We start from the raw sequence: 26,217 nt of genomic DNA, 5'->3' as shown, positions 1-26,217 counted from the left end.
AAGCAGGGACTTTTTTAGCAGGCGAAAACAAACCGGGATGCTACGCCTTGAGGCGGGCTTTCAAATAAGCCAGCGCTTTTTGGTGCGCATCGGTGGCTAGCTCCTTGTTGTACTTGGGGTTGGAAGGATTGGCAAAGGCGTGGTCGGCGGGGTATTCTTTTACGGTAACTTTCTTGCCGGCAGCGGCCATGTCCTTTTCAAACTGCTTCACCACTTCGGGGTTAATCCATTTGTCTTGCTCGGCAAAGAGGCCTAGCACATCGGAGTTGAGGGTTTTGAGCTTGGCGACGTCTTTTTCGGGCATGCCGTAGTACATCACGCACCCCACCGTTTGCTTGCCGCCGAGCAGCGCGGCCTGCAGGCTCCAGCCGCCGCCAAAGCACCAGCCCACCGAGGCAAACTGCGCCTTGGGGCCGGCATACAGCTGCGCCCCCTTGATGATGGCGGCGGCGCGCTCGGTCTTCACGCCTTGCATGTATTTGCCGGCTTCTTCGGGCGTGGTGGCTACCTGGCCGTCGTAGAGGTCGAGGGCCAGCACGTTTACGCCGGGCATTTCCTGGGCGTACATGGCGGCCTCTTTCTTAATATAATCATTCAGGCCCCACCACTCGTGGATGACGAACAGGTACTTGTTGCTGGGCTTGGCGCTCTTGATTTCGAAGGCGTGGCCGGTCTGGCCATCGGTCGTTTTAAAGGTAATCATCTGGCCTTCGCCTGCATACGAGTAGGGCAGGGGCGCATCGTGGCCGCCCGAGAAGTCTTTGTCGGTAGCTAGCATGGCAAAGGCTTCGGTGGCATTGGGGCCAGTTGGGCGGGCGCAGCAGCTGAGTACTGTGGCGGTAGTTTGAGCACTGGCGCTGCCGAGGCTGAAGGCGGCGGCCAGCAAAAGGAATAGTTTTTTCATGGGAGTAAAAAAAGAATGGTCCGGTGTAGGCTAGCCTAACCGGACCATTCCGCAGAGGTTTTAGAAACAGCCCGCTACACGCGCCACGCAGGCCAGGGGCTAGCCCGCATACTGCGTGCGCACCACGGCCCCTAGCTCGGTGAGCAACGAGAAGAGCCCCACGTAGGTCCGGTTCAGGTACACGAAGTGGGCCGAGCCGCGGGGCTCGCGCTGCTGGCGCAGGTCCTGGTCTTGCAGGAGGTCATCGCCCAGCGCGTAGAGGCTTTGCAGGTAAGTGGGGTCGCCGAAGTCAAACGTCTCCTGGCGAAAGGGCCGGCCCACCAGCTCCAGCGACTGCGTGAGGGTGCGCAAATACATAGCGCGCAGGGCCGGTGAGTCGGCTGGGCGCAGCACGCCCGCTGCTGTCAGCAACGTTTCGAGGCGCGCCGGGTCGGCTAGGGTGGCGGGGTCTAGCAGGGCCAGAAACTGCTGCTGCTCCAGGGGCGGCACGTCTTTTACGCAGCCAAAATCGAGCACGCCCACGGTGCCGCCATCGGTAAGGCTGAATAGGAAGTTACCGGGGTGCGGGTCGGCGTGCAGCTGGCGCAGCTCGCGCAACTGGTACTGGTAAAAATCCCAGAGCGTCTGGCCTAGCTGGTTGCGCACTGCCTGGCTGGGATTCTCGGCCAGAAACTCCACTAGGTGCTGGCCGGGCAGCCAGTCCATCGTAAGAATGCGGGCGCCCGACAGCGCCGGGTAATACGTCGGAAATTGCAGGTGCGGCAAGTGGCCACACTTGGCCGCCACGGCCTGGCCCCGGCTCAGTTCAAGCTTATAATCAGTCTCTTCGAGCAGGCGCGCCTCTACTTCGGCAATGTAGGGGCGCAGGGTTTCTTCCTTGAGGCCCATGATGCGCAGGGCCACCGGCTTCACCATCGCAATATCGGATTGGATGCTAGCCCCCACGCCGGGGTATTGCACCTTCACGGCCAGGTCTTTGCCCATTTTGCGGGCAAAGTGCACCTGCCCAATGCTGGCCGCCTGCCGGGCTTCAGGCTCAAACTCATCAAAAATCTGGCTGGGCGAATGCCCGAAGGCGTCCCGGAACGCCTTGACTACCAAGGGACCCGAAAGCGGCGGCGTCTGGTACTGCGCCTGCTTGAACTGCGCGGCGTAGGCGGGTGGCAGCAGGTTTTTCTCCATTGCCAGCATTTGCGCTACCTTCAGCACCGAGCCCTTCATTTCGCTCAGGGTACCGTAGAGCTCGGCGGCGTTGGCCTGGTGCAGGTCGGCGGTGGGCGAGTCGGCGCCCACGGCTTTTTTGGCGTAGTGCTGCACGTAGTTGGCGCCTACCTTAAAGCCGGTTTTGGCAAAGCGCGCGGCGCGGGCCACCTTAGAAGTGGGCAGCGATTCCTGGGGTTGGTCGGACATGGCTAGGCGCGCTTTTGCAGCAAAAACCGGCCAAAGTCCAGGGCCGAGTCAAACGTATTGCGGCCCACCAGGTCGAAGCTCAGCGTCACGGCTTTTTCCACGGCGGCATCGGTGCGCTCAAAATTGGCCGACTCGTCGCGCACGAAATAGAGCAGGATAAACTGCAGCTGGCGCAGGAAAATGCGCCCGTAGCCATCCTGCAAAAATGGCCGGCTAGCCACCTCGCCGGTGGCGCGGCCCTCCTGCAAAATCTCTTGCACAAACTCCTTAAACTCGTCTTCAAACTTGCCCAATACTTTGGGTATCAGGGCGGGCTGGCGCTTTTGCGAGCGGCCTAGCGTGAGCAGCACAAAGCTGCGGTTGTTCTTCAGAATTTCGAGCAGCGTGTAGTAAAACGCCAGCAGCTTTTCGCGGGCGCCGTAGCCTTGCCAGGCGGGCTCCTCGGCGGCCTGGGTGCGGGCTTCGCGGCCAAAATCTACCCAGGCCTCGCGGTCAATAACGGCGAAGGAAGCGTAGTGGCGGTAGAATTCACCCTCCGTAATGCCCTGCGCATCGGCAAAGGCAAACACGGTTTTGGGGGCGCGGCCGTGGCGGCGCAGGTAGTCGAGGTAAGCGGGCTTCAGCAAGGTTGGCTCCATGCGGATATAACCGCCAGGGTGGCCCGGCAGTTCGGGCTAGCCCGCCTTATTTCGCCCCTTGCGGATGAGGTCGATGGCCCGCTCGCGGCCTTCCTTGTGGTCCACAATCGGAGCGGGGTATTGGGGAGTGCCAAACTCGGGTACCCACTGCTTTACATACTTGAAATCAGGGTCGTACTGCTTCTGCTGGCTCTCGGGGCTGTACACCCGAAACCAGGGCGCGGCCACGGCGCCGGTGCCGGCCATCCACTGCCAGTTGCCCACGTTGTTGCTCATGTCGTAGTCGATAAGCTTTTCGGAGAAATAGTGCTCACCGAGCTTCCAGTCCATAAACAGCTGCTTCACCAGAAAGCCGGCCGCCGCAATGCGGGCGCGGTTGTGCATGTAGCCCGTTTGGTTGAGCTGGCGCATGCCGGCATCCACGAGTGGGTAGCCGGTGCGGCCCTCGCACCACGCCCGGTACTGCGCCTCATCGTCGCGGTAGGGGAGGTGGCGCATCTTGGGGTCGTAGGCTTCGGTGGCGGTGTTGGGGAAGTGCCAGAGCAGCATCATGAAGAAGTCGCGCCAAATCATCTCGTTCAGCAGCTTGTTGTTCAGCTCCTGGGCCTGGTGCATAAGCTGCCGGATGCTGATGGTGCCGAAGCGCAGGTGCACCGAGCGGTGGGTGGTGCCGTGGTTATCGGCCGGCGTGTCGCGGGTTTTGTCGTAGTGCTTCACCACGTTGGCATCGGGCAGCCGGGCCGGCGGGGTGGGCTGCTCGTGGCGCTCAAAGCCCAGGTCCGATAGGGGGGGGCGCTTGGTGTCGCCGGCCTTGGGGCTAGCCAGGTTTTCCTTTTTAAAGAGCCTGGCCGACGGGTGCGGCTTAAAATCGTCGGGCGTTACTTTGGCCTGCCAGGCTTTCGAATACGCCCCGAATACCTTGGACGGCTTGCCGTTTTTGGTCAGTACCTCGTCTTTGGCAAAAATTACCTGGTCTTTAAAAAGCTTGAAATCAACATCATGCTCGGTCAGCAGCTTGGCTATGACGGCATCGCGCTCGGTGGCGTAGGGCTCGTAATCCTCGTTGGTGTACACGGCAGCCACGTCGTAGTCCTTGAGCAATTGCTTGAACACGGCCGGCGTGCGGCCGTAGCGAGCTACCAGGCCGCCACCGGCGGCGTGCGCCTCGTGGGCCAGCCGCTCTACCTGGTCAAAAATGAAGGTGAGGCGCGCGTCGTCTTTCGGCAGCTTCTCCAGAATAGTCTGGTCGTAAATAAACAGCGGCAGCACGGGGTGGCCGCTTTGCAGCGCCGCAGCTAGCCCCGCATTGTCCGAAAAGCGCAAGTCGCGCCGGTGCCAGAAAAGGGTGATTTTCATGCAAAAAGCGATTGTTTACTTCAGCTTGCCCATGCCGCCATCCACGGCCAGCACCTGGCCGGTGATGAACGTGGCCTGGTCGGAAAGTAGAAAGGCGGCCATGCCGGCCAGGTCGCCGGCCCGGCCCACGCGCTGCAAGGGGTGGCGCTTGGCGCCGGCCTCGGCTTTCTCAGGCGTGTTGAGCAGGGCGGCGGCCAGCGGGGTATCGGTGAGGCTGGGCGCCAGGCAGTTGACGCGCAGGCCACTGGCCGCGTACTCGGCGGCCAGGGCGCGGGTGAGGCCCTCCACGGCGGCCTTGGCGGTGGCAATGCTGGTGTGAAAGCTCATGCCCACGGCGGCCGCCACGGTGCTGAATAGCACCACGCTAGCCTCACCCTCGGCCTTTTTGAGGCGCTTGATGGTGGCTTGCAGCGCCTGCACGGCTCCAAGTACATTTAGCTCAAAATCAGCCCGAAAGTCATCGGCCGGCACCCGCTCGAAGGGCCGCAGCTTGATGGAGCCGGGGCAGTACACGAGGCCGTGCAACACCTCGGGCAGCGCGTCGAAGGTGGTGCCCAAGGGGTGGGTGGCATCGTAGGCAAAGTGGGTGGTGCCCAGCGCCGCCAGCTCGGCCGACTGGTGGCGCGAGGCGGTAAATAAGGTGGCGCCGGCGGCGTGCAGCAGCTGCGCGGTGGCTAGCCCAATGCCCGACGAGGCACCGATGAGGAGAATATTCTTACCAGTAAAATTCATGCGGAGCGGGGGCGGAAGCAAAGGAGGAGCTTTGCAAACGGCCGGGCCGGAAGCAAGGTTTTGCGACGAACGAAGGCTGGCGGCGAATAGCCCGGTGGGCCACCACCCCGAGCTGGCGCGCTAGTCCAGCGCGGGGGCCGGGGTGGGCTCGGCGGGCGCTTTTTTGCGGCTCACCAGCCACACGCCCACGAAGATGAGCGCCGCCTGCCAGGCTTTATCCAGGGTAAACCGGTCTTTGCCCGTGGCCACCGCAATAAGCACCGCCAGCACCGGCTGCAGGTAGATGTAGACCCCTAGCAGCGCTGGGGTGGCGTACTTCAAGGCCCAGTTGTTCAGCAGGTAAGCTAGAATGGTAAGGAAGAAAACCATGTACCCGATTTCGGCCCAGATGTAGAGCGGAAAGCTGCCGTAGTCGGCCGCGATGGCTTGCGGCAGCCCCACCGGAATGGCAATGACGCCCCCCACCAGAAAGATGCGCGCCAGCACCGTGAAGGCGTGGTATTTCTTCATGAGCGGCGCCACCAGCACCAGGTACAGCCCAAACACGGTGGCATTAAGCAGCAGAAACAGGTTGCCGGCCAGCGCATCCTTGGCCTCGGCGCCGTTGCTGGGCCGGCTCAGGATGAGGGCCGCCGCGCCTACCGCCCCTAGCCCAATGCCTACCAGCTTGGGTACCGTAATCTTATCCTTGAGCAGCACCGCCGAAGCCAGCACCACCACAATGGGCGAGATGGTTTGCAGCAGCGAAGCGTTGATGGGGGTGGTGAGGTTGAGGCCCGCAAAAAATGAAAGTTGATTCAGGCCAATGCCCAGCACGCCGCAGGCAATGGCCCGCATATTGTCGGCCCGGCCGATAATGCGCTCGCCGGGCGCTACCAGGAGTTTGATGAGTCCAAAAAACAGCGCCGCCCCGGCAATGCGCAGCGTCACAATGCCCAGCGGCTGCATGTAGTGCGGCATAATATCCTTGGCCAGGCTATACGTGCCGGCGTAGATGAGCGAAACCAGGAACAGAGCCGTGTGCAGGCGAATTTTAGCGAACATAAAAGAGGGCGCGGGGAGCGCGGAAGTAGCGCGAACTTTGTAGTTCGCGTCCGGTAGCAGCAGTAGGGGTTTCTACTTGCGGCCGGCGCGGCAACGCGAACTACAAAGTTCGCGCTACTCTGTTCAATGGCTTCCCTCTTCGATACCCCCAATACGGCCCCGCTGGCCGAGCGCCGCCGCCCGCGCCGCCTGGCCGACTACGCCGGCCAAACCCACCTGCTGGGCGAGCAGGGCGTGCTGCGCCGCTACCTGGCCGCCGGCCGGCTACCCTCCCTCATTTTGTGGGGGCCGCCGGGCGTGGGCAAAACCACGCTAGCCCTGCTGCTGGCCGAAGAGCTGAAACGACCCTTCGCCATGCTCTCGGCCATCAACGCGGGCGTGAAGGACGTGCGCGAAATCATCGACCGGGCCAAAAAGCAGGCCGGCACCATTCTGTTTATTGATGAGATTCACCGCTTCAGCAAGGCGCAGCAGGATGCGCTGCTGGGCGCGGTGGAGAATGGCACCGTCACGCTCATCGGGGCCACCACCGAAAACCCATCGTTCGAGGTCATTCCGGCCCTGCTTTCGCGCTGCCAGGTGTACACGCTGGAGGCGCTGAGCGCCGACACGCTGCGCGAAATAGTACGCCGCGCGCTGGCTGAAGATGAGGTGCTCAGCACAATACCCACCGATGTGGTGGAAGACCACGCCCTGCTAGCCCTCAGCGGGGGCGATGCCCGCAAGCTGCTCGGCCTGCTGGAGCTGGTGGTGCAAAGCACGCCCCCCAGCCCTAGCGGCCGGGTGCAGCTCACCGACGCGGCCGTGCAGCTCACGGCCCAGCGCCCGCTGGCCCGCTACGACAAGGGCGGCGAGATGCACTACGACGTGATTTCGGCCTTCATCAAAAGCATCCGGGGCTCGGACCCCAACGCCGCGCTCTACTACCTGGCCGTGATGCTGGAGGGCGGCGAAGACGTCAAGTTCATCGCCCGCCGCCTGCTCATTCTTTCCTCCGAAGACATCGGCAACGCTAATCCTAATGCGCTGCTGCTGGCCCAGAGCTGCTTTCAGGCCTGCACCGTTATCGGGCTGCCCGAGTCAGATTTGATTCTGAGCCAAACGGTTATCTACCTTGCCACGTCGCCCAAGAGCAACGCGGCTTACACGGCCATTCGGGCGGCGCAGGCCCAGGTGCGGCAGCAGGGCGTGCACCCGGTGCCGGTGCCGCTGCGCAACGCGCCCACCAAGCTGCTTAAGGAATTGGGCTACGGTCAGGCTTACCAATATTCGCACAACGGCGAGGGCAACTTTGCTTATCAGGAATTTATGCCCGAGGCCCTGAGCGGCACCCGCTACTACGACCCCGGCGACAACCCCGCCGAGGCCAAAATACGAGAGCGCCTGCGCGGCTGGTGGCAGGAAAAATACGGGTATTAACGCTTAACAATGTGTAAACCAATAGTATTAGCTAATACTAGTAATGCTGGCGCGAGTTTAGCGCAGCGTAACTCGCGCTAGGTAAGGCTAGTTAATGGCTGCTATCCTGTGCCCTGTTTTGGGCGGATAGTAGCTGTAACGCAAAAGCCTGGCCCGCGATAAACTTAGTAGGTAAGTAGTGGCTGTATCTTGCCGCCCAGCCAGCAAGCAGCTGCGCTTTCCTAGTCAGCCCGCGCAGCGGGCGTATCTGCGAAATTTATTAAATCCGTTAAATCTGCGGTCCTGTGCGTCAATTTTTTAAGTTTGTGCTAGCCACGGTAGTGGGGCTGGTAGTGTTTTCGGTAGTGGGCTTTGTGCTGCTGGCGGGCCTGCTAGCGGCCCTGGGCAGCAGCAGCGCCGACAAGGCGGTGGCCAGCAACTCGGTGCTGGAGCTGAAGCTCGATAAGCCCATTTCGGAGCGCCGGCAGAGCGCCGACCTGCTCGGCAACAGCGGCGCTACCATTGGGCTGGTAGGCCTGAAGGATGCCATTCGGCAGGCCAAAACCGACGATGACATCAAGGGTATTCTGCTCAACCTGGAGCTAGTGCAGGGCGGCATGGCCTCGCTTGAGGAAGTGCGCGACGCCTTGCTCGACTTCAAGCGCAGCGGCAAGTTTATCGTGGCCTACCACGAGATAGCCTCTGAGAAAAGCTATTATCTCTCCTCGGTGGCCGACCAGATTTACCTGCACCCGCAGGGCACGCTGGAATTCAACGGCCTCAGCTCGGAGGTCATGTTTTACAAGCGGCTCTTCAACAAGGCCGGCATCGAGCCCTACATCTTCCGGGTGGGCTCGTTTAAGAGTGCCGTGGAGCCGTTTTTCCGCGAGAACTTCTCCGATTCGGCCCGCTACCAGACGGTGTCGTACCTCAACTCGCTCAACGACCACATGCTGGGCCAGGTGGCCGAGAGCCGGAAAATTCCGGCCCCGCGCCTCAAGGTCATTTCCGATTCCATGCTGGTGCACAACGCCAAAGATGCCCTGCGGCTGAAGCTCGTGACCAGGCTCGGCTACTTCGACGAAGTGCAGGACTACCTGCGGGGCAAGCTGGGGGTGAAGGCCGATAAGAAGCCTAGCGTGGTGAGCCTCAGCGACTACCAGGGCAACGACAAGAGCAATGAGAAGGAAGGCGCCACCAGCGGCAACCGCATTGCCGTTATCTACGCCGAGGGCGACATCGTGACCGGCAAAGGCTCGGACGACAATATCGGCAGCGATAAGTTTGCGGAGGCCATCCGCAAGGCGCGCCTCGACGACAAGGTGAAGGCCGTGGTGCTGCGCATCAACTCGCCCGGCGGCTCGTCGCTGGCTTCCGATATCATCTACCGCGAGGTGCTGCTGACCAAAAAGGTAAAGCCCATTATTGCCAGCATGAGCGACGTGGCGGCCAGCGGCGGCTACTACATTGCCATGGCCTGCGATACCATTGTGGCCCACCCCAACAGTATTACGGGCTCCATCGGGGTGTTTGGCGTGCTGCCCAACATCCAGCCGCTGCTGGCCGATAAGCTCGGCATTACCGTGGACCGCGTTACGACGGGCAAGTTTTCCGACCTGCCCACCATTACCCGCGCCCTCACCTCTTACGAGAAACAACAGCTGCAATTAGAGGTAAATGAGATTTATGCCGATTTCACCACCAAGGCCGCGCTAGGCCGCCACATGCCCGTCGAGCGCCTGCGCCGCATTGCCTCGGGCCGCGTGTGGAGCGGCACCGAAGGCAAGCGCATTGGCCTCGTCGATGTGCTGGGCTCGTATGAAGACGCCCTGAAAATAGCCGGCGCCCGCGCCCACCTCAAGGAGGGCGACTACCAGGTGCAGCGCCTGCCCCGCCAGAAATCGGCGGTGGAGAAGTTTTTCGGCCGCTTCACCGGCGGCGACGACGACGACCAGGCCGCCGCCGAGGCCCGCCTGCTGCAAGCCAAGCTAGGCCCGCTCTACCCCGCCGTGCGCCAGTACCAGCAGCTGATGCAGATGCGCGGCGTGCAGGCGCGCCTGCCTTACGAGCTGGAAATCAAGTAGAAAAATAAAAAATAAGACGGTGTAAGTCGTCTGTCATGCTGAGCTTGCCGAAGCAGCTTGGTCGCACCGCTAGGGTCATTAACCCGACGATGCGACCAAGCTGCTTCGGCAAGTTCAGCATGACATTCTTTTATAGCTCATCCCTTACCCTGATATGAAAATCTTATCTCAGCAATTGGCTTTTGGTGTTGCCCTGGCGCTGGCTAGCCTCGCCCACGCTGCCCAGGCTCAAACTGCCCTCTACCAGCCCCGCGACATCAAGCGGGCCTACGCCAAGGGCACCCGCGCCGCCGACGGCCGCCCCGGCCCCAACTATTGGCAAAACACGGCCCGCTACGACATTACGGTGCAGGCCGCCCCGCCGGCGCGCGACATCCGGGGCCGCGAAACCATCACGTACTTCAACAACAGCCCCGACACGCTCAAAAGCCTCGTTATCCGGCTTATCCAGAATATTCACAAGCCCGGCGTGTCGCGCGAAGGCGATGCCCGCCCCGGGTACCTGACCGAAGGCGTATCAATCGACTCGTTTGCCGTGGGCGGGCAGGCGCGGCCCTACGCTGCCCGCGGTAGCGCCACTGCCCAAACCATTGCACTGCCCCGGCCGCTGATGCCCCACGACTCGGTGCGCCTGGCTTTCAGCTGGCATTTCCCTATTTCGCAGGAAAGCGGGCGCGAGGGGATGCTCGATAAAACGACCTTCTTTCTGGCCTATTTCTACCCGCGCGTGGCCGTGTACGACGACTACAATGCTTGGGACCGGCTGCCTTTTGTAGACAGCAAGGAGTTTTATAACGACTTCAACAATTACACCCTGCGGGTGCGCGTGCCGGCCAACTACCTCGTGTGGGCCACCGGCACGCTCCAAAACCCCGGGCAGGTATTGCAGCCGGCCTTCGCCAAAAAGCTGGAGAAATCGATGACCAGCGATGCGGTACTGCACATTGCCACGGCTGCCGATTTGGCTAAGAAAAACATCACCGCCCAGCAGCCTTTCAACACCTGGGTGTGGAAGGCCAACGACATTTCGGACGTGACGCTGGCCCTGAGCAACCACTACGACTGGGACGCGGCTAGCGTGGTGGTAGACCCCGCCACCAAGCGCCGGGCCAGCGTGCAGGCCGCCTACGCCGACTCGACGGTCGATTTTCGCTCGTCCGTCAAGTTCAGCCAGAATGCGCTGAGCTGGTTTTCGCGCAACTGGCCGGGTGTGCCCTATCCGTTTCCGAAAATGACAGTGGTGCAGGGCTTTGCCGACATGGAGTACCCCATGATAGTGAACGACAGCCCGCAGAAAGACCTGCAATTTGCGCAGCTGGTGCAGGACCACGAGATTGCCCACACGTATTTCCCGTTTTACATGGGCATCAACGAAAGCCGCTACGCCTTCATGGACGAGGGCTGGGCCACCACGTTTGAGCTGCTCATCGGGCGGGCCGAAAACGGCGCGGCGGCGGCCGACGACTTCTACCGCCGCTTCCGCGTCATGTCCTGGATAAACGACCCTAGCACCGCCGAGGACCTGCCCACCATCACGCCCAGCAGCGAGCTGCGCGCTGGCTACGGCAACAACTCCTACGGCAAGGCTTCGCTCAGCTACCTGGCCCTCAAGGATATGCTGGGCGATGAGCTGTTTAAGAAGTGCCTGCACGAGTACATGAGCCGCTGGCACGGCAAGCACCCCATTCCCTGGGATTACTTCAACTCGATGAGCAGTGCCTCGGGGCAGGATTTGACCTGGTTTTTCAACAACTGGTTTTTCAGCAACGGCTACATCGACCTGGCCCTGGCCAAGGCCGACAAAACCGCGCAGGGCACGGCCCTCACTATCCGCAACGTGGGCGGCTTCGCCGTGCCAATTGATGTGAAAGTGAGCTACGCCGACGGCAGCAGCGAAACGCTGCACCGCTCGCCCGATTTCTGGCGCGCCAACCAGCAGCAGGCCACCCTCACCATTCCGGCCGGCAAGACCGTGCAAAGCGTGGCCTTCGACCACGGCCTGTACCTCGACGCTGACCCTAGCAACGACCGGCTGACGGTGCAGTAAATCTTACCTGTCATTGCGAGCGCAGCGCAGCAATCGCACCCGACTAGCTGCCAAACACGTGCGATTGCTGCGCTGCGCTCGCAATGACAAACGAATTTTACACCACCACTCATGAAAGCCATCCGCGAAGCCGTTGCCTACATTCAGGCCCACACCGCCACTTTTCAGCCCGTCACCGGCATCATTCTCGGCACCGGGCTGGGCGCCCTGGCCAAAGAAGTTGAAGTTGAGCACGAAATCAGTTACGCCGATATTCCCAATTTCCCGGTTTCGACGGTGGAAAGCCACGCCGGTCGGCTGCTGCTAGGCACCCTGGCCGGGCAAAAGGTGGCCGTGCTGCAAGGGCGCTTTCACTACTACGAAGGCTACTCGATGGCGCAGGTAGTGCTGCCTGTGCGCGTGCTCAAACTACTTGGCATTAAGCAGCTGTTCGTGAGTAATGCCGCTGGTGGGCTCAATCCCGAGTTTGGCATTTCGGACCTAATGCTGATTGACGACCACATCAACCTGCTGCCTACCAACCCGCTCATCGGCCCCAACCTGGATGAGCTAGGCCCGCGCTTCCCCGATATGCACGCGCCCTACGATGCGGGCCTGCTGGCCCGCGCCCGCGCCGCCGCCGAGGCGCTGGGGCAGGGTAACACTACCCAGCGCGGCGTATACGTGGCCTGCCCTGGCCCCATGCTCGAAACGCCCGCCGAATACCGCTACCTGCGCACCATCGGGGCCGATGCTGTGGGCATGAGCACCGTGCCCGAGGTAATTGCCGCCCGGCACCTGGGCCTGCCGGTGCTGGCCGTATCAGTTATCACCGACCTCTGCTACCCCGGGCAGCTCAAGCCCGTGCAACTCCCCGAAATCCTGGCCGCCGCTGCCGTAGCCGAGCCTCGCCTCACCGCGCTGATGAAAGCGGTTTTGGCGGGCTAGCCGGGGGCTAGTTGAGAATAACGGTGCGTTTATCGCTCACCAGCACCGTGAACACGCCCAGCCCGCCCTGCACCGTGCTATGAATGCCGGAGGGCTGGGCAAAGGGGTTGCCGTTGGCATTGCGGGCGTTGCGCACCGACTGCCGGAAGTCGAAATACAGCGTATCGACGTGGTAGAGCGTGGCCGTCACGGTGTCGCCCGGCCGGAAGCGGTAGGTCGTGACCTGCGCGTAGGGCTGACCGTTGAAAAGCTTATCGCGGATGTCGTTGTCGGTTTCGGAGTTGTTGGCGGGTTTGCCCTTGTGCAGCATCAGGCGGTAAAAGTCGATGGTAGCGGCCGGGTCGGTCCACTTAGTCAGGAAATAGGCCTTTTTGTTCTCGCCCGTTAAGCCATTGAACTTGTATTTTACCGAGTCAATGGGGATGAACGTGGGCACGATGGCCGTGCCCGTGAGGTGCCGCCCGCGCTTGTCCTGGGCATCGAGGCCAAACTGCTGGCCCGCTTTGGCCACAATCGGGGCAGCGCCGACGTGCGTATAATACTTGCCTGTAGCGGCATCAATGCCGGGGCTGAAGCGCAGGGGTACGGGCTGGCCACCGGGTAGCGTCAGCGTCACGGTTACATCAGTGGGCAGCTGCACTGTTTGCCCATTCGGCAAGGTCAATACCTGCGAGCCCGCCGCAATGGCCTGGTTATTATCCAGATACGGTACTGATTCGCTAATAGTGAGGCGCGGCACCACGCCGTTTTCGAGGTAGCACTCGGCTACGAGCTGGTTGGCGTAGTAGGGCAGGGGCACATTGGCGTCGTTTTGCAGGCTCTTGCAGCCCCCTAATGCCCCTAGCAACAACATCCCAGCTACACCTTTATGCACCGTTATCATATTAATCAAAGTAAGAATCTAAAGCCAGTCCACGCAGTGGGTATATCTCCGAACCGAAAGACGGCATGGCTAAACCCGTTGAATCTGCGGTCAGAACTTAAAATTGTACGTTACCGAGGGAATGAACGGGAACAGCGACACCTGCTGCGCCCGGTAGCCGGTTACCTTATCCGTGGCCTTGTCGCGCGTTTGCTCAAAGTAGATGAAGTAGGCATTGCGTCGGTTGTAGGCATTGTAGATGCTGAACGTAAAGTCGCGCTGGCCCCCGATGCGCGAAGGCCGCAGCTTGTACACCATCCCCAAATCGAGGCGGTGGTAGGGAATCATGCGGTAAGAATTACGGTCGGGGTACACCGGCACAGCCTGAATGCCGCCCTGGTAAATATCCTGAATGGCAAAGCGCCCAAACGGCAGCGTAGTGGGCGCGCCGCTGGTATACACAAAGCTGGCCGTGAGCGAGATGCGTGGATTTAGCTCGTGCATCACCACGACGTTGATGTTATGGCGCCGGTCGTAGTTGGGATAGAAATCCTGGCCGTTGTTGATGCCCGTGGTGCCTAGCTGGGGCGGAAAATTGCGTTTGGTCCAGGCCAGCGTGTAGCCAATCCAGCCAGTCGTTTTGCCGGTTTTCTTTTCCAGATAAAGCTCGTTGCCGTAGGCCCAGCCGCGCCCGAAGAGAAACTGCGAGTCGAGGTCGTTGTTGGCGAAAATCTGGGCGCCGTCCTTGAAATCAATCTGGTTGCTGGCCCATTTGTAGTACACCTCATTGGTAAGCAAATACTTGCCGCCGCCCAGCAAAAAGCTAGCCCCCGTACTCACCTGCTGCGAGCGCTCGGGCTTCACCGACAGGCGCGAGGGGTACCAGATATCGGTGGGCAGCGAGGCACCCGAGTTCGACACCAGGTGCACGTACTGATACATAAGGGCGTAGCTGCCCTTGAGCGAAATATTATTGGTGAGCGAGTAGCGGGCCGAGGCGCGCGGCTCGAGGCCGCCAAAGTGGTTGGGGCTGCTTTGAAAACCCGTGGCGCGCAGGCCTAGCTCAGCCTGCAGCTTATCGGTAACTTTAATATTATCAGCCGCATACAGGGCTGCTTCCTGGCCGGTGTAGTTGACATCGGCCCCAAAGTTGACGCTGTTATCCTGGGAGCTGCGCTGCAAGCGGCCCACCCCAAAGTTGTGGTAGGTGAGCAAGGCGCCAAACTTGATGGTGTGCCGGTCGTTGGGCACGTAGTCGAAATCGGTGCGCAGGTTGTAGTCCAGAATAGTCGAGCCCAGGTCGAAGCTAAACTGGTCGATGCTATTGCCCAGATTGTACTTGTAGGAGGTAACCGAGGCGGCCGTATTCATCGTGAGCCGGGGCGAAAACACGTGCTGCCAGCGCAAAGCCCCTAGCGTATTGCCCCAGGTAAAGTTGGCCTGAAAGCCATTGGGCGAGGTAAAGCCAAAAATATCGCGCCCCAGGTAGCCCGTAAAAAACAGCTGGTCCTTCTCGCCCAGCGTATAGTTGGCCTTGGCGTTGAAGTCGTAGAAATAGTAATCCGGGATGGGGCGCCAGTCCACATCCCCGGCATGGGCCCGGTTGAGCGCGCGGGTAAAGATGTCGAAATAGGTGCGCCGCCCACTCACGATAAACGAGCCCTTACCCTTCTGAATAGGCCCCTCAAAGCTGAGGCGCGACGAGATGAGGCCGATGCCCCCGGTGAGCACGTACTTCTCGCGGTCACCCTCGCGCAATTTTACATCAACCACCGACGAGAGGCGCCCGCCAAACTGGGCCGGAAAACCGGCTTTGTACAAATCGACGCTTTGCACGGCGTCGGAGTTGAATACCGAAAAAAGCCCAAACAAATGGTTGGGATTATACACCAGCACGTTGTCGACCAGCACCAGATTCTGGTCGGCCGAGCCGCCGCGCACAAACAAGCCGCTGCTGCCCTCGCCGCCGCTTTGTACGCCGGGTTTCAGCTGCAAGGTTTTCAAGATATCGACCTCGCCGAAAAGTGCGGGCAGCAGCTTGGCCTCCCGAATGCTGAGGTGCTCGACGCCCATCTGGGTCGATTGCAGCTTTTCCTTAAGCGTTTGCTGGCCCTGCACCACTACCTCGGCCAGTTCGCTGCTACTGGCGGCCAGGGTCACGTTGCGCTGCTGAGCGCGGTGTAGGTTGAGCGTGAAGGTCTGGCTGGCATAGCCCACAAACGACACGGTGACCCGCTGCTCGCCCTCGGGCACGCTGAGGCGGTAGTGGCCATCGGCCTCAGTAGCAGTGCCCAAACCCAGGGCCGGCACGGCTACGGTGGCTCCTGGCAGGGCCGTGCCATCGGCCCCGCGTACCACGCCACTTAGCAGATGCTGCACCTGGGCCCAGCCCAGATGCGGACTAGTTAGCCAAAGCAGCCCCGTAATAAGCAACCCGTGGCAACGCAATTTTCCGAACATACTCAAAAATACGCCACTGTGAGCGGCAACTCATCAAACCCCCCTCAAGAGGCGCTAGTTCGGCAAGCGTTGCATGCGGTGGTATTTTAGTAGCTTCCAACTAATTGCGTGCTCTTTAGTACATAAGATTCAAAGAGCAGTCTGTTTCTGGTACAAGAATCAGTCGGTCTAGTACATATTGAACGTACAAAGCTCGGTCATTCAGCTAGTTAGCTTTAAGGTGCCTGCTGGCATGCATAAAAAAGCCCGACTACCTCTGTGGCAGCCGGGCTTTCGCAGGTAGAGCAGGGGCTGGCTAGCGCAGGTGAGCGCCCACTGCTTGCCCAATTTGGGCGGCGGGCACCACGCCCGCCTGCCGCCACACCGGCTGCCCCTGGCTAAAGAGAATAAGGGTCGGGATGCTCTGTACCTTAAACTGTTGGGCCACGGCGGGGTTCTTGTCAACGTCAATCTTGATGATGCGCAGCTTGCCCTCGTGTTGGGCCGCCACCTGCTGCAAGATGGGCGCCATCGTTTTGCAGGGGCCGCACCAGTCGGCATAAAAATCGACCAGCACGGGCATCCCGGGGCTGTTGATGAGTTCGGAAAAGGACTTGCGAGGCATAAGAAAAGAAGCTAGGGTAAGTTTGCGGGCGAAAGCCGGCCCGCGGCTTTGGTAAGTACCCGCACTCACTCGTTTCGGTTTCGTTTTGCTGCTGCCCAACCCGCTCACTCGCCCGCCCGCCTGGCTGCACCCGTTGTTTCCGGGCAGCGAGTGGCGCGGTGTGCCGGCTAGCCCCACTGGCCGGCCGCGCCTCTACCTTACCTTCGACGACGGCCCCATTCCGGAGGAAACCCCTTGGGTACTAGCGCAATTGGCGGCGTATGGGGCGCGGGGCACGTTCTTTTGCGTGGGTGATAACCTGGCGCGCCATCCGGCCATCGCCCGCGCCGCGCTGGCCGCCGGCCATCGCCTCGGCAACCACACCCAGCACCACCGCAGCGCCTGGAACACGCCCCGCGCCGAGTACCTGGCCGGCGTGGCTGAGTGCGAAAGCCATTTAGAAGTATTAATGAGAGAGGAAGCAATAACAAGCCAGCCTTCGGGGCTGGCTCTGCAAGGGGCTGCAAGCTTACTTCTGCATTCTCAACTCGCTATTTCCAATTCAAAACTATTTCGCCCGCCCTACGGCCGCCTTACCTGGCCGGTGCTGCGGCAGCTGCGGCAGCGCTACCGCGTGGTGATGTGGAGCCTGCTTACCCGCGACTACGACCCCGACCTGGCGCCCGAGCGGGCGCTACGCCTGGCGCTGTCCGCCACCCGCCCCGGCGACATTGTGGTGCTGCACGACTCGCGCAAGGCGAGCCGCTCGCTACGCTTTTTGCTGCCGCGCCTGCTAGCCCACTACAGCGAGCTGGGCTACGAGTTTGCGGTATTGTAGCGGTGGCGGCCCGGGCACTGGTATTTTTGCGGCTCGCTAGCCGGGTTGCTTTGTTCTACTTTTCGCTCTTTTACTGTGGTTTGTGGCTGCTGGTAATGGCCTACGCTACCGGGCGGCTGGCTAGCCGGCGCGGCGCGGCCAGCCCGGTGGCGCTGCCCGGGCCGGGGCCGCGCGTGAGCATTCTGGTGGCGGCCCGCAACGAGGAAGCCAACCTGCCGCGCTGCCTGGCCAGCCTGCGCGCCCTCGACTACCCGGCCGAAAAGCTGGAAATACTGGTGGGCGACGATGCCAGCACCGACCGCACCCGCGCCGTGGCCGAGGCCGCGCTAGCCGGCTTTGCCGGCTTCTGGCGTGTTATCGCTATCGAAAGCAACCTGGGGCAGGCGCGGGGCAAGGCCAACGTGCTGGCCCACCTGGCGCGCCGCGCCACGGCCGATTATTTCCTCATCACCGACGCCGATATTACCGTGCCCCCGACCTGGGTGCCGGCCATGCTGCGCCACGCCGCGCCCGGCGTGGGCACCGTCACGGGCCTCACCGTGACGGTGGGCGCGGGGTGGCTGGCGCGTTTGCAGGGGCTCGACTGGCTGCTGTCACTAGCCCTCATTCAGGTAGGTACCGAGGCTGGGCAGCCCATGACGGCCATGGGCAACAACATGCTCATTACCCGCGCCGCCTACCTGGCTACGGGTGGCTACGAAGCGTTGCCGTTTTCCGTGACCGAGGATTTTGCCTTGTTTGAGGCCGTTAATGCCCGGGGCTTTGGCTTCCGGCAGCTGTTTGAGCCGGCCGTGCGGGCCACGTCGCGGCCCATTGCCTCGTGGGCCGGGCTAGTGAAGCAGCGCCTGCGCTGGCTGCGCGGCGTGGCGGCGCTGCCGTGGCACGTGCAGGCCGGGCTCATTTTTTTCAGCGGCTACTGGCTGGCAGCGCTGGGGCTGGGGCTAGCCAGCAACTGGGGTTGGGCGCTGGCCGCGCTGGCTGCTAAAGTAGCCAGCCACTACGCGCTGGCCGTGGTGGCCAGCCGCCGCGCCGGCCTGCCGCGCCCCGCCTGGTGGCTGCTGCCCGCCTTCGAGCTTTACTCACTAGCCCTCACTACCCACCTCACGCTGAGCCGCTTGCTGGGCCGGCGCGGGGTGGAGTGGAAGGGCCGCCACTACCATTAAGCCATGCCCGCTGCCCAACCTGCCGTTGCTATTCAGCCCATTACGGCCGCCCAAACCTACGCCTTGCGCCACGCCGTATTGTGGCCCGCTAAGCCGCTCGCCTACGTGCAATTGCCCGAAGACGAGGCCGGCCAGCACTTCGGCGCGTTCGTGGAAGGCGCGCTGGTGGCGGTAATTTCGCTGTTTGTCGGTGCCCACGGCGTGGCCCGCTTCCGCAAGTTTGCCACCGACCCGGCCTGGCAGGGGCGGGGCGTGGGCACGGCGCTGCTGCACCATCTCATCGGGGTGGCGCAGGCCCAGGGGGCTAGCCAGCTTTGGTGCGATGCCCGCCAGAATACCCTGCCCTTTTACCAGCGCTTTGGGCTGGCGCCCAAGGGCGAGGTTTTTTACAAAGGCGAGGTGCCCTACGTGCGCCTTAGCCGCACGCTGTAAGTCAAGTAAGTAGCATTCATGAAACTCATCGAAACCCACGCCCACCTGTATTCCGAGCAGTTTCGGCCCGACCAGGCCGAGGCGCTGCACCGGGCCGTGGCGGCCGGCGTCGGCACTATTCTGATGCCCAATGTGGACCGCACCACCATCGACGCCATGCTGGAGCTGGAGGCCGCCGCCCCCCAAACCTGCCTGGCCATGATGGGCCTGCACCCGTGCTCAGTCGGCCCCGGCTTTGAAAAGGAATTGCAGCTTGTGGAGGACTGGCTGGCCCGGCGCCCGTTTGTGGCGGTGGGCGAGTGCGGCATCGACCTGTATTGGGATAAAACCTGCCTGCCGCAGCAGCAAGAGGCCCTGCGCGTGCAGCTAGCCCTGGCTAAGCGCTACAACCTGCCCATTGTGCTGCACACCCGCAGCGCCTTCGAGGAAGCCTTTGCCCTGGTGGCCGAGGCCCAGGATGGCACGCTGCGTGGGGTGTTTCATTGTTTTTCCGACGGGCTGGCCGAGGCCGAGCGCATTATTGCGCTGGGTGGTTTTAAGCTGGGCATCGGCGGCGTAGCTACGTTCAAAAATGGCGGCTTGGATAAGGTGCTGCCCCACGTCGACGTGGCCCACCTGGTGCTCGAAACCGATTGCCCTTACCTCGCACCCGTGCCCTACCGCGGCAAGCGCAACGAGCCGGCCTACCTCCCGCTGGTGCTGCACCGCGTGGCCGCCCTGCTGGGCCAGGCGCCCGAGGCCATCGCCGAGGCTACTACCCGCAATGCCCGGGAGCTGTTCGGGCTAGGGCAGTAAGCTCGGCACTACCTGCGCTAGCCTTTCTTTGCGGCCATGCTTCTCGATTTGCCCCTGCTTACCCTGCCCACCGCCGCCGCCGTTACCGACCCGGCCGCGCCGCGCCTGCTTATCCTGTACACCGGCGGCACGGTGGGCATGGTCGTGAACCGCCACCAGGAGCTAGTGCCCATGCATTTCGGCAAGCTCGACCGCAAGATGCCCGAGCTGCGCCAGCTGCCCTACCGCCTGGAGCTGCTGACCCTGCCGCAGCTCATTGATAGCAGCAACGTGACGCCTGCCGACTGGCTGCGCCTGGCCCAGCTCATTGGCCAGCACTACGAGGGTTTCGACGGCTTTGTGGTGCTGCACGGCACCGATACGATGGCCTACTCGGCGGCAGCGCTCAGCTTTTTACTCGAAAATTTGGGCAAGCCGGTCGTGTTTACGGGAGCGCAGGTGCCGGTGGGGCGCACCCGCTCCGATGCCACCCGCAACCTGCTCACCGCCCTGGAGATAGCCGCCGCCCGCCACCCCCGCGCCCGCACCGTGCGGCTGCCCGAGGTAGGGGTTTTCTTCAACGATGTGCTCATCAGGGGCACCCGCGCCAAAAAGGTGGAGAGCCAGCAGTTTGCTGCCTTCAAAAGCGAAAACTACCCACCGCTGGCCCGCGCCGGCATCAACCTCGATTTCAACGACCAGGATATTCGCCTGCTGCCCGCCGCCCACCTCAGGGTGCACACCCGGCTCGAAGAAAGAGTGGCCGTGCTGCCGCTGTTCCCCGGCATCACCGAAGCCGTGGTGGAGGCCGTGCTGGGCGTGTCCGGCCTGCGCGGCTGCGTGCTCGAAACCTACGGCTCGGGCAATGCGCCCACGGCGCCGTGGTTTTTAAACTGCCTGGCGCGGGCCCAGCAGCGGGGCCTGGTTGTGCTCAACGTGAGCCAGTGCGAGGAGGGCCGCGTGGTGCAGGGCCACTACGAAACCAGCGCCCGCCTCAGCAGCCTCGGCGTGGTGGGCGGCGATGATATTACCACCGAGGCGGCCATTACCAAGCTCATGTTTGTGCTCGGCCTGGAGCTGGCCGAAGCCGAAACCCGCCGCCTGCTCAGCCAGGATTTGCGGGGCGAAATCACGCCCTGAACCCGATAAAAGCCGGCCGCGCCGCGCTACCAGGCTAGTAATATGAGCGTATTTTACTGGCAGAAGTATAAGCCGCTCTGGCTGCTGGCCGCTTCATTGCCGCCAGCTTGGCAACAGTCCCCAAGCCGTCGCCTTACAGAAACAAAAAAGCCGCTGGCAATGCGCCAGGGGCCGTTTTAGCAGAGAGGCCAGCACTCGCAGCACAACGAGTTGTGTTAACTCCATCTTGTCGAAGAGCTTTTTTTCGTGGCAGGTATTTGCGCCGGTGAGCCTGGCTAGTAGTAGTGCAGCCAACTAGTAACCCCGCTAGGCCGGCGGCCGCGGCGAAAGTAACGTATACCGACGCAGACAACTTAACCCGTGGGTTATCTTGTGATTTATAAGTTATAAGCAAGAAGCCCCGGCCGCAAGGCCAGGGCTTTTTTATCAGGCTACTTGTAATTCCTCCTCGCGATAGCAGTCCCAATACCCATCAGCCAGCCGGTACACTGGCACCCGCTGCACCAGCCCAGTCTGCGGGTGGCGCTCCTTGAGCAACCCGCGCCACACGATAGGGTGCGCCTGCTGCTGGGTAGCGGGCACTACCGGCCGGCCCAGCTCGAACGCAAACCCGGAAGTGGCCCGCACTAGGTGCCCCGGTGCGGGCGTAGCGGCTACAAGCTCCAGCTGCGGGGCCTCGTCGTAGTCGGGGTCAGCTCCGGGCTCGTAGTCGGCCTGCGCGCCTTCCTCATAATCGGGGTCGGCCGCCAGCTCGTAGTCGGGGTCGGCTACTTCGTGTTCGCGGTCTTGGCCCAGCTCATCATAGTCGGCGTCGGGCGTATCGTAATCGGGCTCAAAGTCGGGGTCAGGCTTACGGTCGGGCTTAGGCATAATCGCAGCAGGTTTAGCTGCTACTAAGCTAGCTAGTACCAACCATACTGGCAAAACGCCGGCCTGCCACCTTGCGCTCATAGCCTTCTATTTTTGCTGCCGGCTCTCGCCTATGGGGTAGCTCTACTGGGTGCTTGAGCACGGTGCTCCCAGCCTTTCCTTTTTGGCAGCAGCTAATTCTGCTGGGTCAACATGACTTTAAAGAGCCAGGAGGCGTGCTAAAAACGCATTTTGCATAGCGCACATTAAAGCTGCTATTTACTACTGGCAGTTAACCCCGGCTGAGCCACTGCTCAAGCAGCGCTACTTACCACTAGCAGCCCCGCCTTACGCATCGGGTAATTGCCGCTGGAAGTGTAGCTGTAGTAGGGCATCAATTTTCTCACGCGTGAGCGGCTTAAGTACCAGGCCGGCAATAGGTAGCTCATTAAGACGAAGCAGGTCGTGCGACGCCATGCCGCCCGTAAGCAGCACAATGCGCGTGGCAGCCTGTTGAGAGGCCGGCAACCGCTGGAACGCTTCCACAAACGCGATACCATCCAGGCCGGGCATATTCACATCCAGCAGCAGGAGCGTGGGCTGAATGGGAGGGTCACGGGAAAGTAGTAAAAGGGCTTCTTCACCCTCAGTTACCGAAAGCACTTCTTCCGCTACCCCAAGCTGGTAGAGCAGGCGCTCATTGGCGTAATTAGTAGCCGGCTCGTCGTCTACAAGCAAAATAAACGGGAGCTTTTCCATGCCGTAAACTTACGCCAGCGCTGGTACGAAAGCGTGCAAAGCTACCGAGACCCTGCTGGCTTTTGCGCCGATGAGAAGGTGAAGCCTAGTAAACCTTTGGTTAGGCGCTGTCCCTAAAACCGTCTTCTGAGACACAAAAAGGCCCCTGGCAATGCGCCAGGGGCCTTTTTAGCAGAGAGGATGGGATTCGAACCCACGATAACCTTTTGGGCTATACACACTTTCCAGGCGTGCTCCTTCGACCACTCGGACACCTCTCTGAATGGGGATGCAAAGATAGGCAGAAAGGCCGGTTTTATTTGCTTCTGCTCGCCGGCCTGGCTCGCAGAGGACTATTTTGCTGTTTCATCGTACAAGCCAGCAGCTAGCCCCTCTTTGTGCGGCCGGCTGCTACTCATGCGTAATTTTCTGCTGCTCTCCTCGCTGTTAACCTTCGCCGCTGCCTGCCCCGCTGCCGCGCAGGTGCCCCGGGCATCCACTACGTCAGCCGTGCCCCAGTCGGGCAATGTAGCCGAGACGGGCCAGCCTGGTACGACGCTGCCGCCTGCTGCGGTACCCGCTTACCCCAGGGGCTACACCGACAAGCATCTGGGCGGAACTACTGATGGCACGTTTCCTAATGGCGTGCCCAAGCGAGACATCGATAATGGTACCGGGCGCAATGACCAGCCCCGCGCCAACCAGGCCCAAACCGGCGCCCAGCCCACCCGTAGCATCTTTCGGGGGCGCAAGCGGCGCGGGTAAGGCTACTAAAAAGCGCGCTTCCTGGGCAGGGAAGCCGCTTTTCAGTAGGGCTGGCCGTGGGTGAGGCTCAGAATAAAATCGGTCATGAATGGCACGCGCTTCAGCACCCGAATGCCGGCTGTGGTGAGCTGCGGCGACCCAAAAACCTGGTGAATGAGGCGGCCCGCCGTGATGCGCAGGCTCAGCAGGCGGCGCCAGGCGCGGGTGTAGCGCTGCTCCAGCTCGGCGCGCGCGAGACGGCCGTCCAGGAATTCCAAGAGCAGGCCGTGCAGCAAGTAGCTGGCGTTCATGCCCATGCTCATGCCATTGCCGGCTAGGGGGGCGATGGTGCCGGCCGCGTCGCCTAGCATCAGCACGTGGTTGTCCACGGTCGAGCGCTCCCGAAACGTTATCTGCGAAATGACGATGGGCGGCGTGCCCTGGCGCTGCGCCGCCTCCAGGTAGGGGCGCAGCAGCGGGTTCTGCATCAGCACTTGGCGCTCCATCTCGGCCACGCTATTGCCGTGGGCGCGCAGGTTGCGCACATCCGAGATGTAGCTGCAATTGGTGAGGCCGCCCGCCACCGGCGACAGCCCGCAGTAGCCGTCCCTGAAATTGTGCATTTCCACGGTAGCTTCCGGAAAATTAATACCTTCCAGGTGGCGCTTCACGGCCACAAACTGGCGGGCGTGCCGGCTAGGCTCCAGAAACGGGCGGTGCAGCTTGCTGTCGAGGTTGGCGTGCTTGCCCCAGGCGCCGCACGCCAGGCGCGCCCGGTAGGTGGCCCCGCTAGCCGTGGTAAGGGCAAACTGGTCGTCGGCAAAAACCACATCCGTTACCCGGGTGCCTTCCCGGATGGTGGCGCCGTGCCGGGTGGCTAGCCGGGCCAGCAGCTGGTCGAGCACGTAGCGCGTAATGCCCAGGCCGCCAATATCGAGCGGGTGGTGCAGGGCCACCCCGCTCGGCGACGACACGGTGAAGCGCGTCATGCGCGGCAAGTCCATCCCGGCCAGCGGCACCCCAATGCGGCACAGAAAATCGTAGTTTTCCATCGAGATATACTCGCCGCACACCCGGTGAAAAGGGTAGGTTTCCTTCTCAAACAGCACCACCTGCTTGCCGCTTTGCGCCAGTTGCAGGGCCAGCGTAAGGCCCGCCACGCCCCCGCCAATAATGGCGCAGTCGTAGAGGCTGGCCGACGTGTCGGCCGGGGCCGGGCTGGTAGGGGAGAGCATGAGCGTAGGAAAATAACGTGTAATAAGCTGAAAATCAAGCTAAGCAACCGATTTTTTTGCCCGCAGCACCCGCGCCCCAAACAGTACTCCCGCCGCCAGCAGGCTCGTATAGGCCGTGGCCATGAGCCACTTGGGTATGAGCCGGCCGCTTTCTTTGATGATGGCCGTGGCGTCGGCCTCGTTTTTGCCGGCAATTTGCTGGTTGACAGCTTCGTAGCCCCGGGCAATGTAGCCCACGGCGCCGGCTAGGGGCAGCAGCGCCAGGTAGGCGGTTTTGGGTAGCTTTTCGGCCTTGAACAAGTACCCGAAGCTGCCCAGGGCCAGCAGGCCGGCGCCGCCCGTCAGGGCCTGGGCCACGCGCATGCTGCGGTGCAGGCCCAGCGCCACAATGGCCGTGTGCAGCCCGGCGGCGCGGTCTTCGGTGTAGTCTTCGGCGTTGTTGAGCATCAGCACGCCTACTTGCAGCAGGCCGTAGGCGGCGGCCAGCGTGAGCACGGCCGGCCGCGGAAAGCGCGTGACGAGGCTGCTCGTGTAGGCCATCGGCCCGAAGAAAATAACGGCCCACAGCGCCGCCAGCTGCCACACCCCGCGCGACTTGAGGTGCAGCGGCTGCCACGAATACTGAAAGCCCAGCGCCCAGCCAATCACCGTGAGCGGCACAAACTGCCAGCGCCCGGTGTGGCGCGTGAGCCACACGCTGATGAGCACCGTGCCCGCCACCGAAGCCCGCATCTGCCAGCGCACGCCCTGGTCGCCAAGCTCAAAAATGGCGTTGGACAGGTGGCTCTTATACACGGCATCCACGCGGCGGTCGGCGTAGGTGTTCACCATGTCGCCGAAGTTGAAGAGCAGGTAAATGCCGGCTAGCCCCACGTACAGCTCGGGCGTTTTGAGGAAGCTGAAATCCTCGGCGCTGAGCAGAATGGGAATGAAAAAAATCGGAATCTCGGCCGGCAAAAACTCGGGGCGCCGCAGGATTTTGCTGTTCCTTAAAAAGCGCTGCAACTTGCCGTGCGTGGGCCGGGCCAGCACGTTAATGCGTTGAATATGACGCTCATTGGGGTTTAGGAAGGCGTCGCGGCCGTGCAGTAGCGCGTGGTTGTCGGCCAGCACAATGTCGTTGTCGGCCCAGGTGTGCACGTAGAATACCTCCGGCTCGTAGAGCGCCGCCTGCAGCTCCGCAACAAGCGCGCTTTCCTCGCTGGGCGAGGCGCCGAGCACCTCCACGCGCACCGGGTTGAGGTCGTTTACGGGCTCGGCAAAGCGGATAGTGGTTTCGCCCGTGACGGGGTGCGGCTGCACCAGCCGCTGGGTGATAGAGCCGCCGTAGTGCACCACTTTCTCGGTGCTGTAGCGTAGCGTGGCATCCTCCCAGCGCTGGCGCTGGCTGGCCCCGGCCCGGGCCAGCGCCCGGGTGGTGTCGGCAAAGGTGGTGCCGCCGCGGTCCTCGGGCCGGGGCGCTTTCAGGCACTGAAAAAAGATGAGATAGGGAATTTTGCCCACGAAAGCGCCATCCCAGTGCAGCGGCACGGCGCTGGGGGTGTAGAGATAGTTCTTGGCATCGGGCTTGACCTTCAGCTCGTTGATGGCGCCGAAAGGCCATTGCAGCGGCTCGCCCAGCGTTTGGGCATACAGGGCAAAGCCCGTTTTGTCGAACAGCTCAAAGCCCCGGAAAATGAGAATGCGGTGCGTGCGCACCCAGTCCATTATCTGGGCCGCCGGAAAGCTGGCCAGGGTGTGGCCGGGCGCCGTAGCCCGCACCAGCAGGCCGAAGGGAGATTGCGGTTCGAGGGTATAAGTGGGCATGAGCAGGGAAGTACAAGTGAGCACCGGGCGACGCCCGCAAAGGTGATGCTGCG

General features: G+C 62.0%; 23 protein-coding genes and 1 tRNA gene. 10 read left to right on the top strand and 14 right to left on the bottom strand.

The window, feature by feature from the left end; translation table 11 throughout:
- Positions 1 to 40 precede the first annotated feature (40 nt).
- From Q5H89_RS00915 to Q5H89_RS00890, 6 genes are all read right to left on the bottom strand, one after another.
- On the bottom strand, positions 41 to 904 hold the full coding sequence (locus Q5H89_RS00915) for a dienelactone hydrolase family protein (RefSeq protein ID WP_305017404.1): 864 nt from the start codon (positions 902 to 904) through the stop codon (positions 41 to 43).
- 99 nt (positions 905 to 1,003) lie between these two features.
- Positions 1,004 to 2,314 (bottom strand): ABC1 kinase family protein, encoded by a 1,311-nt coding sequence (locus Q5H89_RS00910; RefSeq protein ID WP_305017403.1) that lies wholly within the window; start codon positions 2,312 to 2,314, stop codon positions 1,004 to 1,006.
- Positions 2,315 to 2,316: 2 nt separating this feature from the next.
- Positions 2,317 to 2,952, bottom strand: a complete 636-nt coding sequence (locus Q5H89_RS00905; protein ID WP_305017402.1) for a TetR family transcriptional regulator C-terminal domain-containing protein — start codon at positions 2,950 to 2,952, stop codon at positions 2,317 to 2,319.
- Between the two features lie 36 nt (positions 2,953 to 2,988).
- Entirely contained in the window at positions 2,989 to 4,308 is a 1,320-nt protein-coding gene (locus Q5H89_RS00900; RefSeq protein ID WP_305017401.1) for a cryptochrome/photolyase family protein, read from the bottom strand.
- Positions 4,309 to 4,323: 15 nt separating this feature from the next.
- Positions 4,324 to 5,040 (bottom strand): SDR family NAD(P)-dependent oxidoreductase, encoded by a 717-nt coding sequence (locus Q5H89_RS00895; RefSeq protein WP_305017400.1) that lies wholly within the window; start codon positions 5,038 to 5,040, stop codon positions 4,324 to 4,326.
- A gap of 120 nt (positions 5,041 to 5,160) precedes the next feature.
- Positions 5,161 to 6,084, bottom strand: a complete 924-nt coding sequence (locus Q5H89_RS00890; RefSeq protein WP_305017399.1) for a DMT family transporter — start codon at positions 6,082 to 6,084, stop codon at positions 5,161 to 5,163.
- 126 nt (positions 6,085 to 6,210) lie between these two features.
- Here Q5H89_RS00890 and Q5H89_RS00885 point away from each other — a divergent pair, with 126 nt between their 5' ends.
- The 4 genes from Q5H89_RS00885 (at position 6,211) to Q5H89_RS00870 (ending at position 12,540) form a co-directional block, all read left to right on the top strand.
- A complete protein-coding gene (locus Q5H89_RS00885) occupies positions 6,211 to 7,503 on the top strand; it encodes a replication-associated recombination protein A (protein ID WP_305017398.1) in 1,293 nt (430 codons plus the stop codon).
- 284 nt (positions 7,504 to 7,787) lie between these two features.
- Positions 7,788 to 9,566, top strand: a complete 1,779-nt coding sequence (gene sppA, locus Q5H89_RS00880; RefSeq protein ID WP_305017397.1) for a signal peptide peptidase SppA — start codon at positions 7,788 to 7,790, stop codon at positions 9,564 to 9,566.
- 154 nt (positions 9,567 to 9,720) lie between these two features.
- Positions 9,721 to 11,613 (top strand): M1 family metallopeptidase, encoded by a 1,893-nt coding sequence (locus Q5H89_RS00875; protein ID WP_305017396.1) that lies wholly within the window; start codon positions 9,721 to 9,723, stop codon positions 11,611 to 11,613.
- Between the two features lie 111 nt (positions 11,614 to 11,724).
- Entirely contained in the window at positions 11,725 to 12,540 is an 816-nt protein-coding gene (locus Q5H89_RS00870) for a purine-nucleoside phosphorylase (protein ID WP_305017395.1), read from the top strand.
- Between the two features lie 7 nt (positions 12,541 to 12,547).
- Here Q5H89_RS00870 and Q5H89_RS00865 read toward each other — a convergent pair whose 3' ends face one another.
- From Q5H89_RS00865 to trxA, 3 genes are all read right to left on the bottom strand, one after another.
- Positions 12,548 to 13,423 (bottom strand): DUF4249 domain-containing protein, encoded by an 876-nt coding sequence (locus Q5H89_RS00865; protein WP_305017394.1) that lies wholly within the window; start codon positions 13,421 to 13,423, stop codon positions 12,548 to 12,550.
- Between the two features lie 90 nt (positions 13,424 to 13,513).
- Complete coding sequence (locus Q5H89_RS00860) at positions 13,514 to 15,781, bottom strand: TonB-dependent receptor (RefSeq protein ID WP_305017393.1); 2,268 nt, start codon at positions 15,779 to 15,781, stop codon at positions 13,514 to 13,516.
- 376 nt (positions 15,782 to 16,157) lie between these two features.
- Complete coding sequence (gene trxA / locus Q5H89_RS00855) at positions 16,158 to 16,466, bottom strand: thioredoxin (protein WP_305017392.1); 309 nt, start codon at positions 16,464 to 16,466, stop codon at positions 16,158 to 16,160.
- An 85-nt stretch (positions 16,467 to 16,551) separates the two neighbouring features.
- Here trxA and Q5H89_RS00850 point away from each other — a divergent pair, with 85 nt between their 5' ends.
- From Q5H89_RS00850 to Q5H89_RS00830, 5 genes are read left to right on the top strand one after another with little or no spacing between them, the layout of a single operon-like run.
- Positions 16,552 to 17,283 (top strand): polysaccharide deacetylase family protein, encoded by a 732-nt coding sequence (locus tag Q5H89_RS00850; RefSeq protein WP_305017391.1) that lies wholly within the window; start codon positions 16,552 to 16,554, stop codon positions 17,281 to 17,283.
- 50 nt (positions 17,284 to 17,333) lie between these two features.
- Positions 17,334 to 18,446, top strand: coding sequence for a glycosyltransferase (locus Q5H89_RS00845; RefSeq protein WP_305017390.1), 1,113 nt, complete (start codon positions 17,334 to 17,336; stop codon positions 18,444 to 18,446).
- A 3-nt stretch (positions 18,447 to 18,449) separates the two neighbouring features.
- A complete protein-coding gene (locus Q5H89_RS00840; RefSeq protein WP_305017389.1) occupies positions 18,450 to 18,878 on the top strand; it encodes a GNAT family N-acetyltransferase in 429 nt (142 codons plus the stop codon).
- 18 nt (positions 18,879 to 18,896) lie between these two features.
- Positions 18,897 to 19,673: a TatD family hydrolase gene (locus tag Q5H89_RS00835; RefSeq protein WP_305017388.1), complete on the top strand. Its 777-nt coding sequence runs from the start codon at positions 18,897 to 18,899 to the stop codon at positions 19,671 to 19,673.
- A 36-nt stretch (positions 19,674 to 19,709) separates the two neighbouring features.
- Positions 19,710 to 20,792 carry an asparaginase gene (locus tag Q5H89_RS00830; protein WP_305017387.1) on the top strand — a complete coding sequence of 361 codons (1,083 nt, stop codon included), beginning with the start codon at positions 19,710 to 19,712 and terminating at the stop codon, positions 20,790 to 20,792.
- A 426-nt stretch (positions 20,793 to 21,218) separates the two neighbouring features.
- Here the strand turns inward: Q5H89_RS00830 and Q5H89_RS00825 are convergent, their stop codons facing one another.
- The 3 genes from Q5H89_RS00825 to Q5H89_RS00815 all read right to left on the bottom strand — a co-directional run bounded on the left by Q5H89_RS00825 (position 21,219) and on the right by Q5H89_RS00815 (position 22,660).
- Positions 21,219 to 21,662 carry a hypothetical protein gene (locus tag Q5H89_RS00825; RefSeq protein ID WP_305017386.1) on the bottom strand — a complete coding sequence of 148 codons (444 nt, stop codon included), beginning with the start codon at positions 21,660 to 21,662 and terminating at the stop codon, positions 21,219 to 21,221.
- A gap of 327 nt (positions 21,663 to 21,989) precedes the next feature.
- Positions 21,990 to 22,400: a response regulator gene (locus Q5H89_RS00820; RefSeq protein WP_305017385.1), complete on the bottom strand. Its 411-nt coding sequence runs from the start codon at positions 22,398 to 22,400 to the stop codon at positions 21,990 to 21,992.
- Between the two features lie 172 nt (positions 22,401 to 22,572).
- Positions 22,573 to 22,660, bottom strand: a tRNA-Ser gene (locus Q5H89_RS00815).
- Positions 22,661 to 22,796: 136 nt separating this feature from the next.
- Here Q5H89_RS00815 and Q5H89_RS00810 point away from each other — a divergent pair.
- A complete protein-coding gene (locus Q5H89_RS00810) occupies positions 22,797 to 23,144 on the top strand; it encodes a hypothetical protein (RefSeq protein WP_305017384.1) in 348 nt (115 codons plus the stop codon).
- Between the two features lie 41 nt (positions 23,145 to 23,185).
- Here the strand turns inward: Q5H89_RS00810 and Q5H89_RS00805 are convergent, their stop codons facing one another.
- Both Q5H89_RS00805 and Q5H89_RS00800 read right to left on the bottom strand, forming a co-directional pair.
- Complete coding sequence (locus tag Q5H89_RS00805) at positions 23,186 to 24,358, bottom strand: NAD(P)/FAD-dependent oxidoreductase (protein ID WP_305017383.1); 1,173 nt, start codon at positions 24,356 to 24,358, stop codon at positions 23,186 to 23,188.
- A gap of 39 nt (positions 24,359 to 24,397) precedes the next feature.
- A complete protein-coding gene (locus tag Q5H89_RS00800) occupies positions 24,398 to 26,164 on the bottom strand; it encodes a TauD/TfdA family dioxygenase (protein WP_305017382.1) in 1,767 nt (588 codons plus the stop codon).
- Positions 26,165 to 26,217: the final 53 nt, after the last annotated feature.

Source organism: Hymenobacter cheonanensis (genome assembly GCF_030581075.1).
GTDB lineage: Bacteria > Bacteroidota > Bacteroidia > Cytophagales > Hymenobacteraceae > Hymenobacter.
This window is presented reverse-complemented; position numbering and strand designations above follow the sequence as displayed.

Coding starts and splice junctions, on each gene's coding strand:
- Q5H89_RS00915 (WP_305017404.1), bottom strand. CDS start 904: ATGAAAAAACTATTCCTTTTGCTGGCCGCCGCCTTCAGCCTCGGCAGC.
- Q5H89_RS00910 (WP_305017403.1), bottom strand. CDS start 2,314: ATGTCCGACCAACCCCAGGAATCGCTGCCCACTTCTAAGGTGGCCCGC.
- Q5H89_RS00905 (WP_305017402.1), bottom strand. CDS start 2,952: ATGGAGCCAACCTTGCTGAAGCCCGCTTACCTCGACTACCTGCGCCGC.
- Q5H89_RS00900 (WP_305017401.1), bottom strand. CDS start 4,308: ATGAAAATCACCCTTTTCTGGCACCGGCGCGACTTGCGCTTTTCGGAC.
- Q5H89_RS00895 (WP_305017400.1), bottom strand. CDS start 5,040: ATGAATTTTACTGGTAAGAATATTCTCCTCATCGGTGCCTCGTCGGGC.
- Q5H89_RS00890 (WP_305017399.1), bottom strand. CDS start 6,084: ATGTTCGCTAAAATTCGCCTGCACACGGCTCTGTTCCTGGTTTCGCTC.
- Q5H89_RS00885 (WP_305017398.1), top strand. CDS start 6,211: ATGGCTTCCCTCTTCGATACCCCCAATACGGCCCCGCTGGCCGAGCGC.
- Q5H89_RS00875 (WP_305017396.1), top strand. CDS start 9,721: ATGAAAATCTTATCTCAGCAATTGGCTTTTGGTGTTGCCCTGGCGCTG.
- Q5H89_RS00870 (WP_305017395.1), top strand. CDS start 11,725: ATGAAAGCCATCCGCGAAGCCGTTGCCTACATTCAGGCCCACACCGCC.
- Q5H89_RS00865 (WP_305017394.1), bottom strand. CDS start 13,423: ATGATAACGGTGCATAAAGGTGTAGCTGGGATGTTGTTGCTAGGGGCA.
- trxA (WP_305017392.1), bottom strand. CDS start 16,466: ATGCCTCGCAAGTCCTTTTCCGAACTCATCAACAGCCCCGGGATGCCC.
- Q5H89_RS00840 (WP_305017389.1), top strand. CDS start 18,450: ATGCCCGCTGCCCAACCTGCCGTTGCTATTCAGCCCATTACGGCCGCC.
- Q5H89_RS00835 (WP_305017388.1), top strand. CDS start 18,897: ATGAAACTCATCGAAACCCACGCCCACCTGTATTCCGAGCAGTTTCGG.
- Q5H89_RS00830 (WP_305017387.1), top strand. CDS start 19,710: ATGCTTCTCGATTTGCCCCTGCTTACCCTGCCCACCGCCGCCGCCGTT.
- Q5H89_RS00825 (WP_305017386.1), bottom strand. CDS start 21,662: ATGCCTAAGCCCGACCGTAAGCCTGACCCCGACTTTGAGCCCGATTAC.
- Q5H89_RS00820 (WP_305017385.1), bottom strand. CDS start 22,400: ATGGAAAAGCTCCCGTTTATTTTGCTTGTAGACGACGAGCCGGCTACT.
- Q5H89_RS00810 (WP_305017384.1), top strand. CDS start 22,797: ATGCGTAATTTTCTGCTGCTCTCCTCGCTGTTAACCTTCGCCGCTGCC.
- Q5H89_RS00805 (WP_305017383.1), bottom strand. CDS start 24,358: ATGCTCTCCCCTACCAGCCCGGCCCCGGCCGACACGTCGGCCAGCCTC.
- Q5H89_RS00800 (WP_305017382.1), bottom strand. CDS start 26,164: ATGCCCACTTATACCCTCGAACCGCAATCTCCCTTCGGCCTGCTGGTG.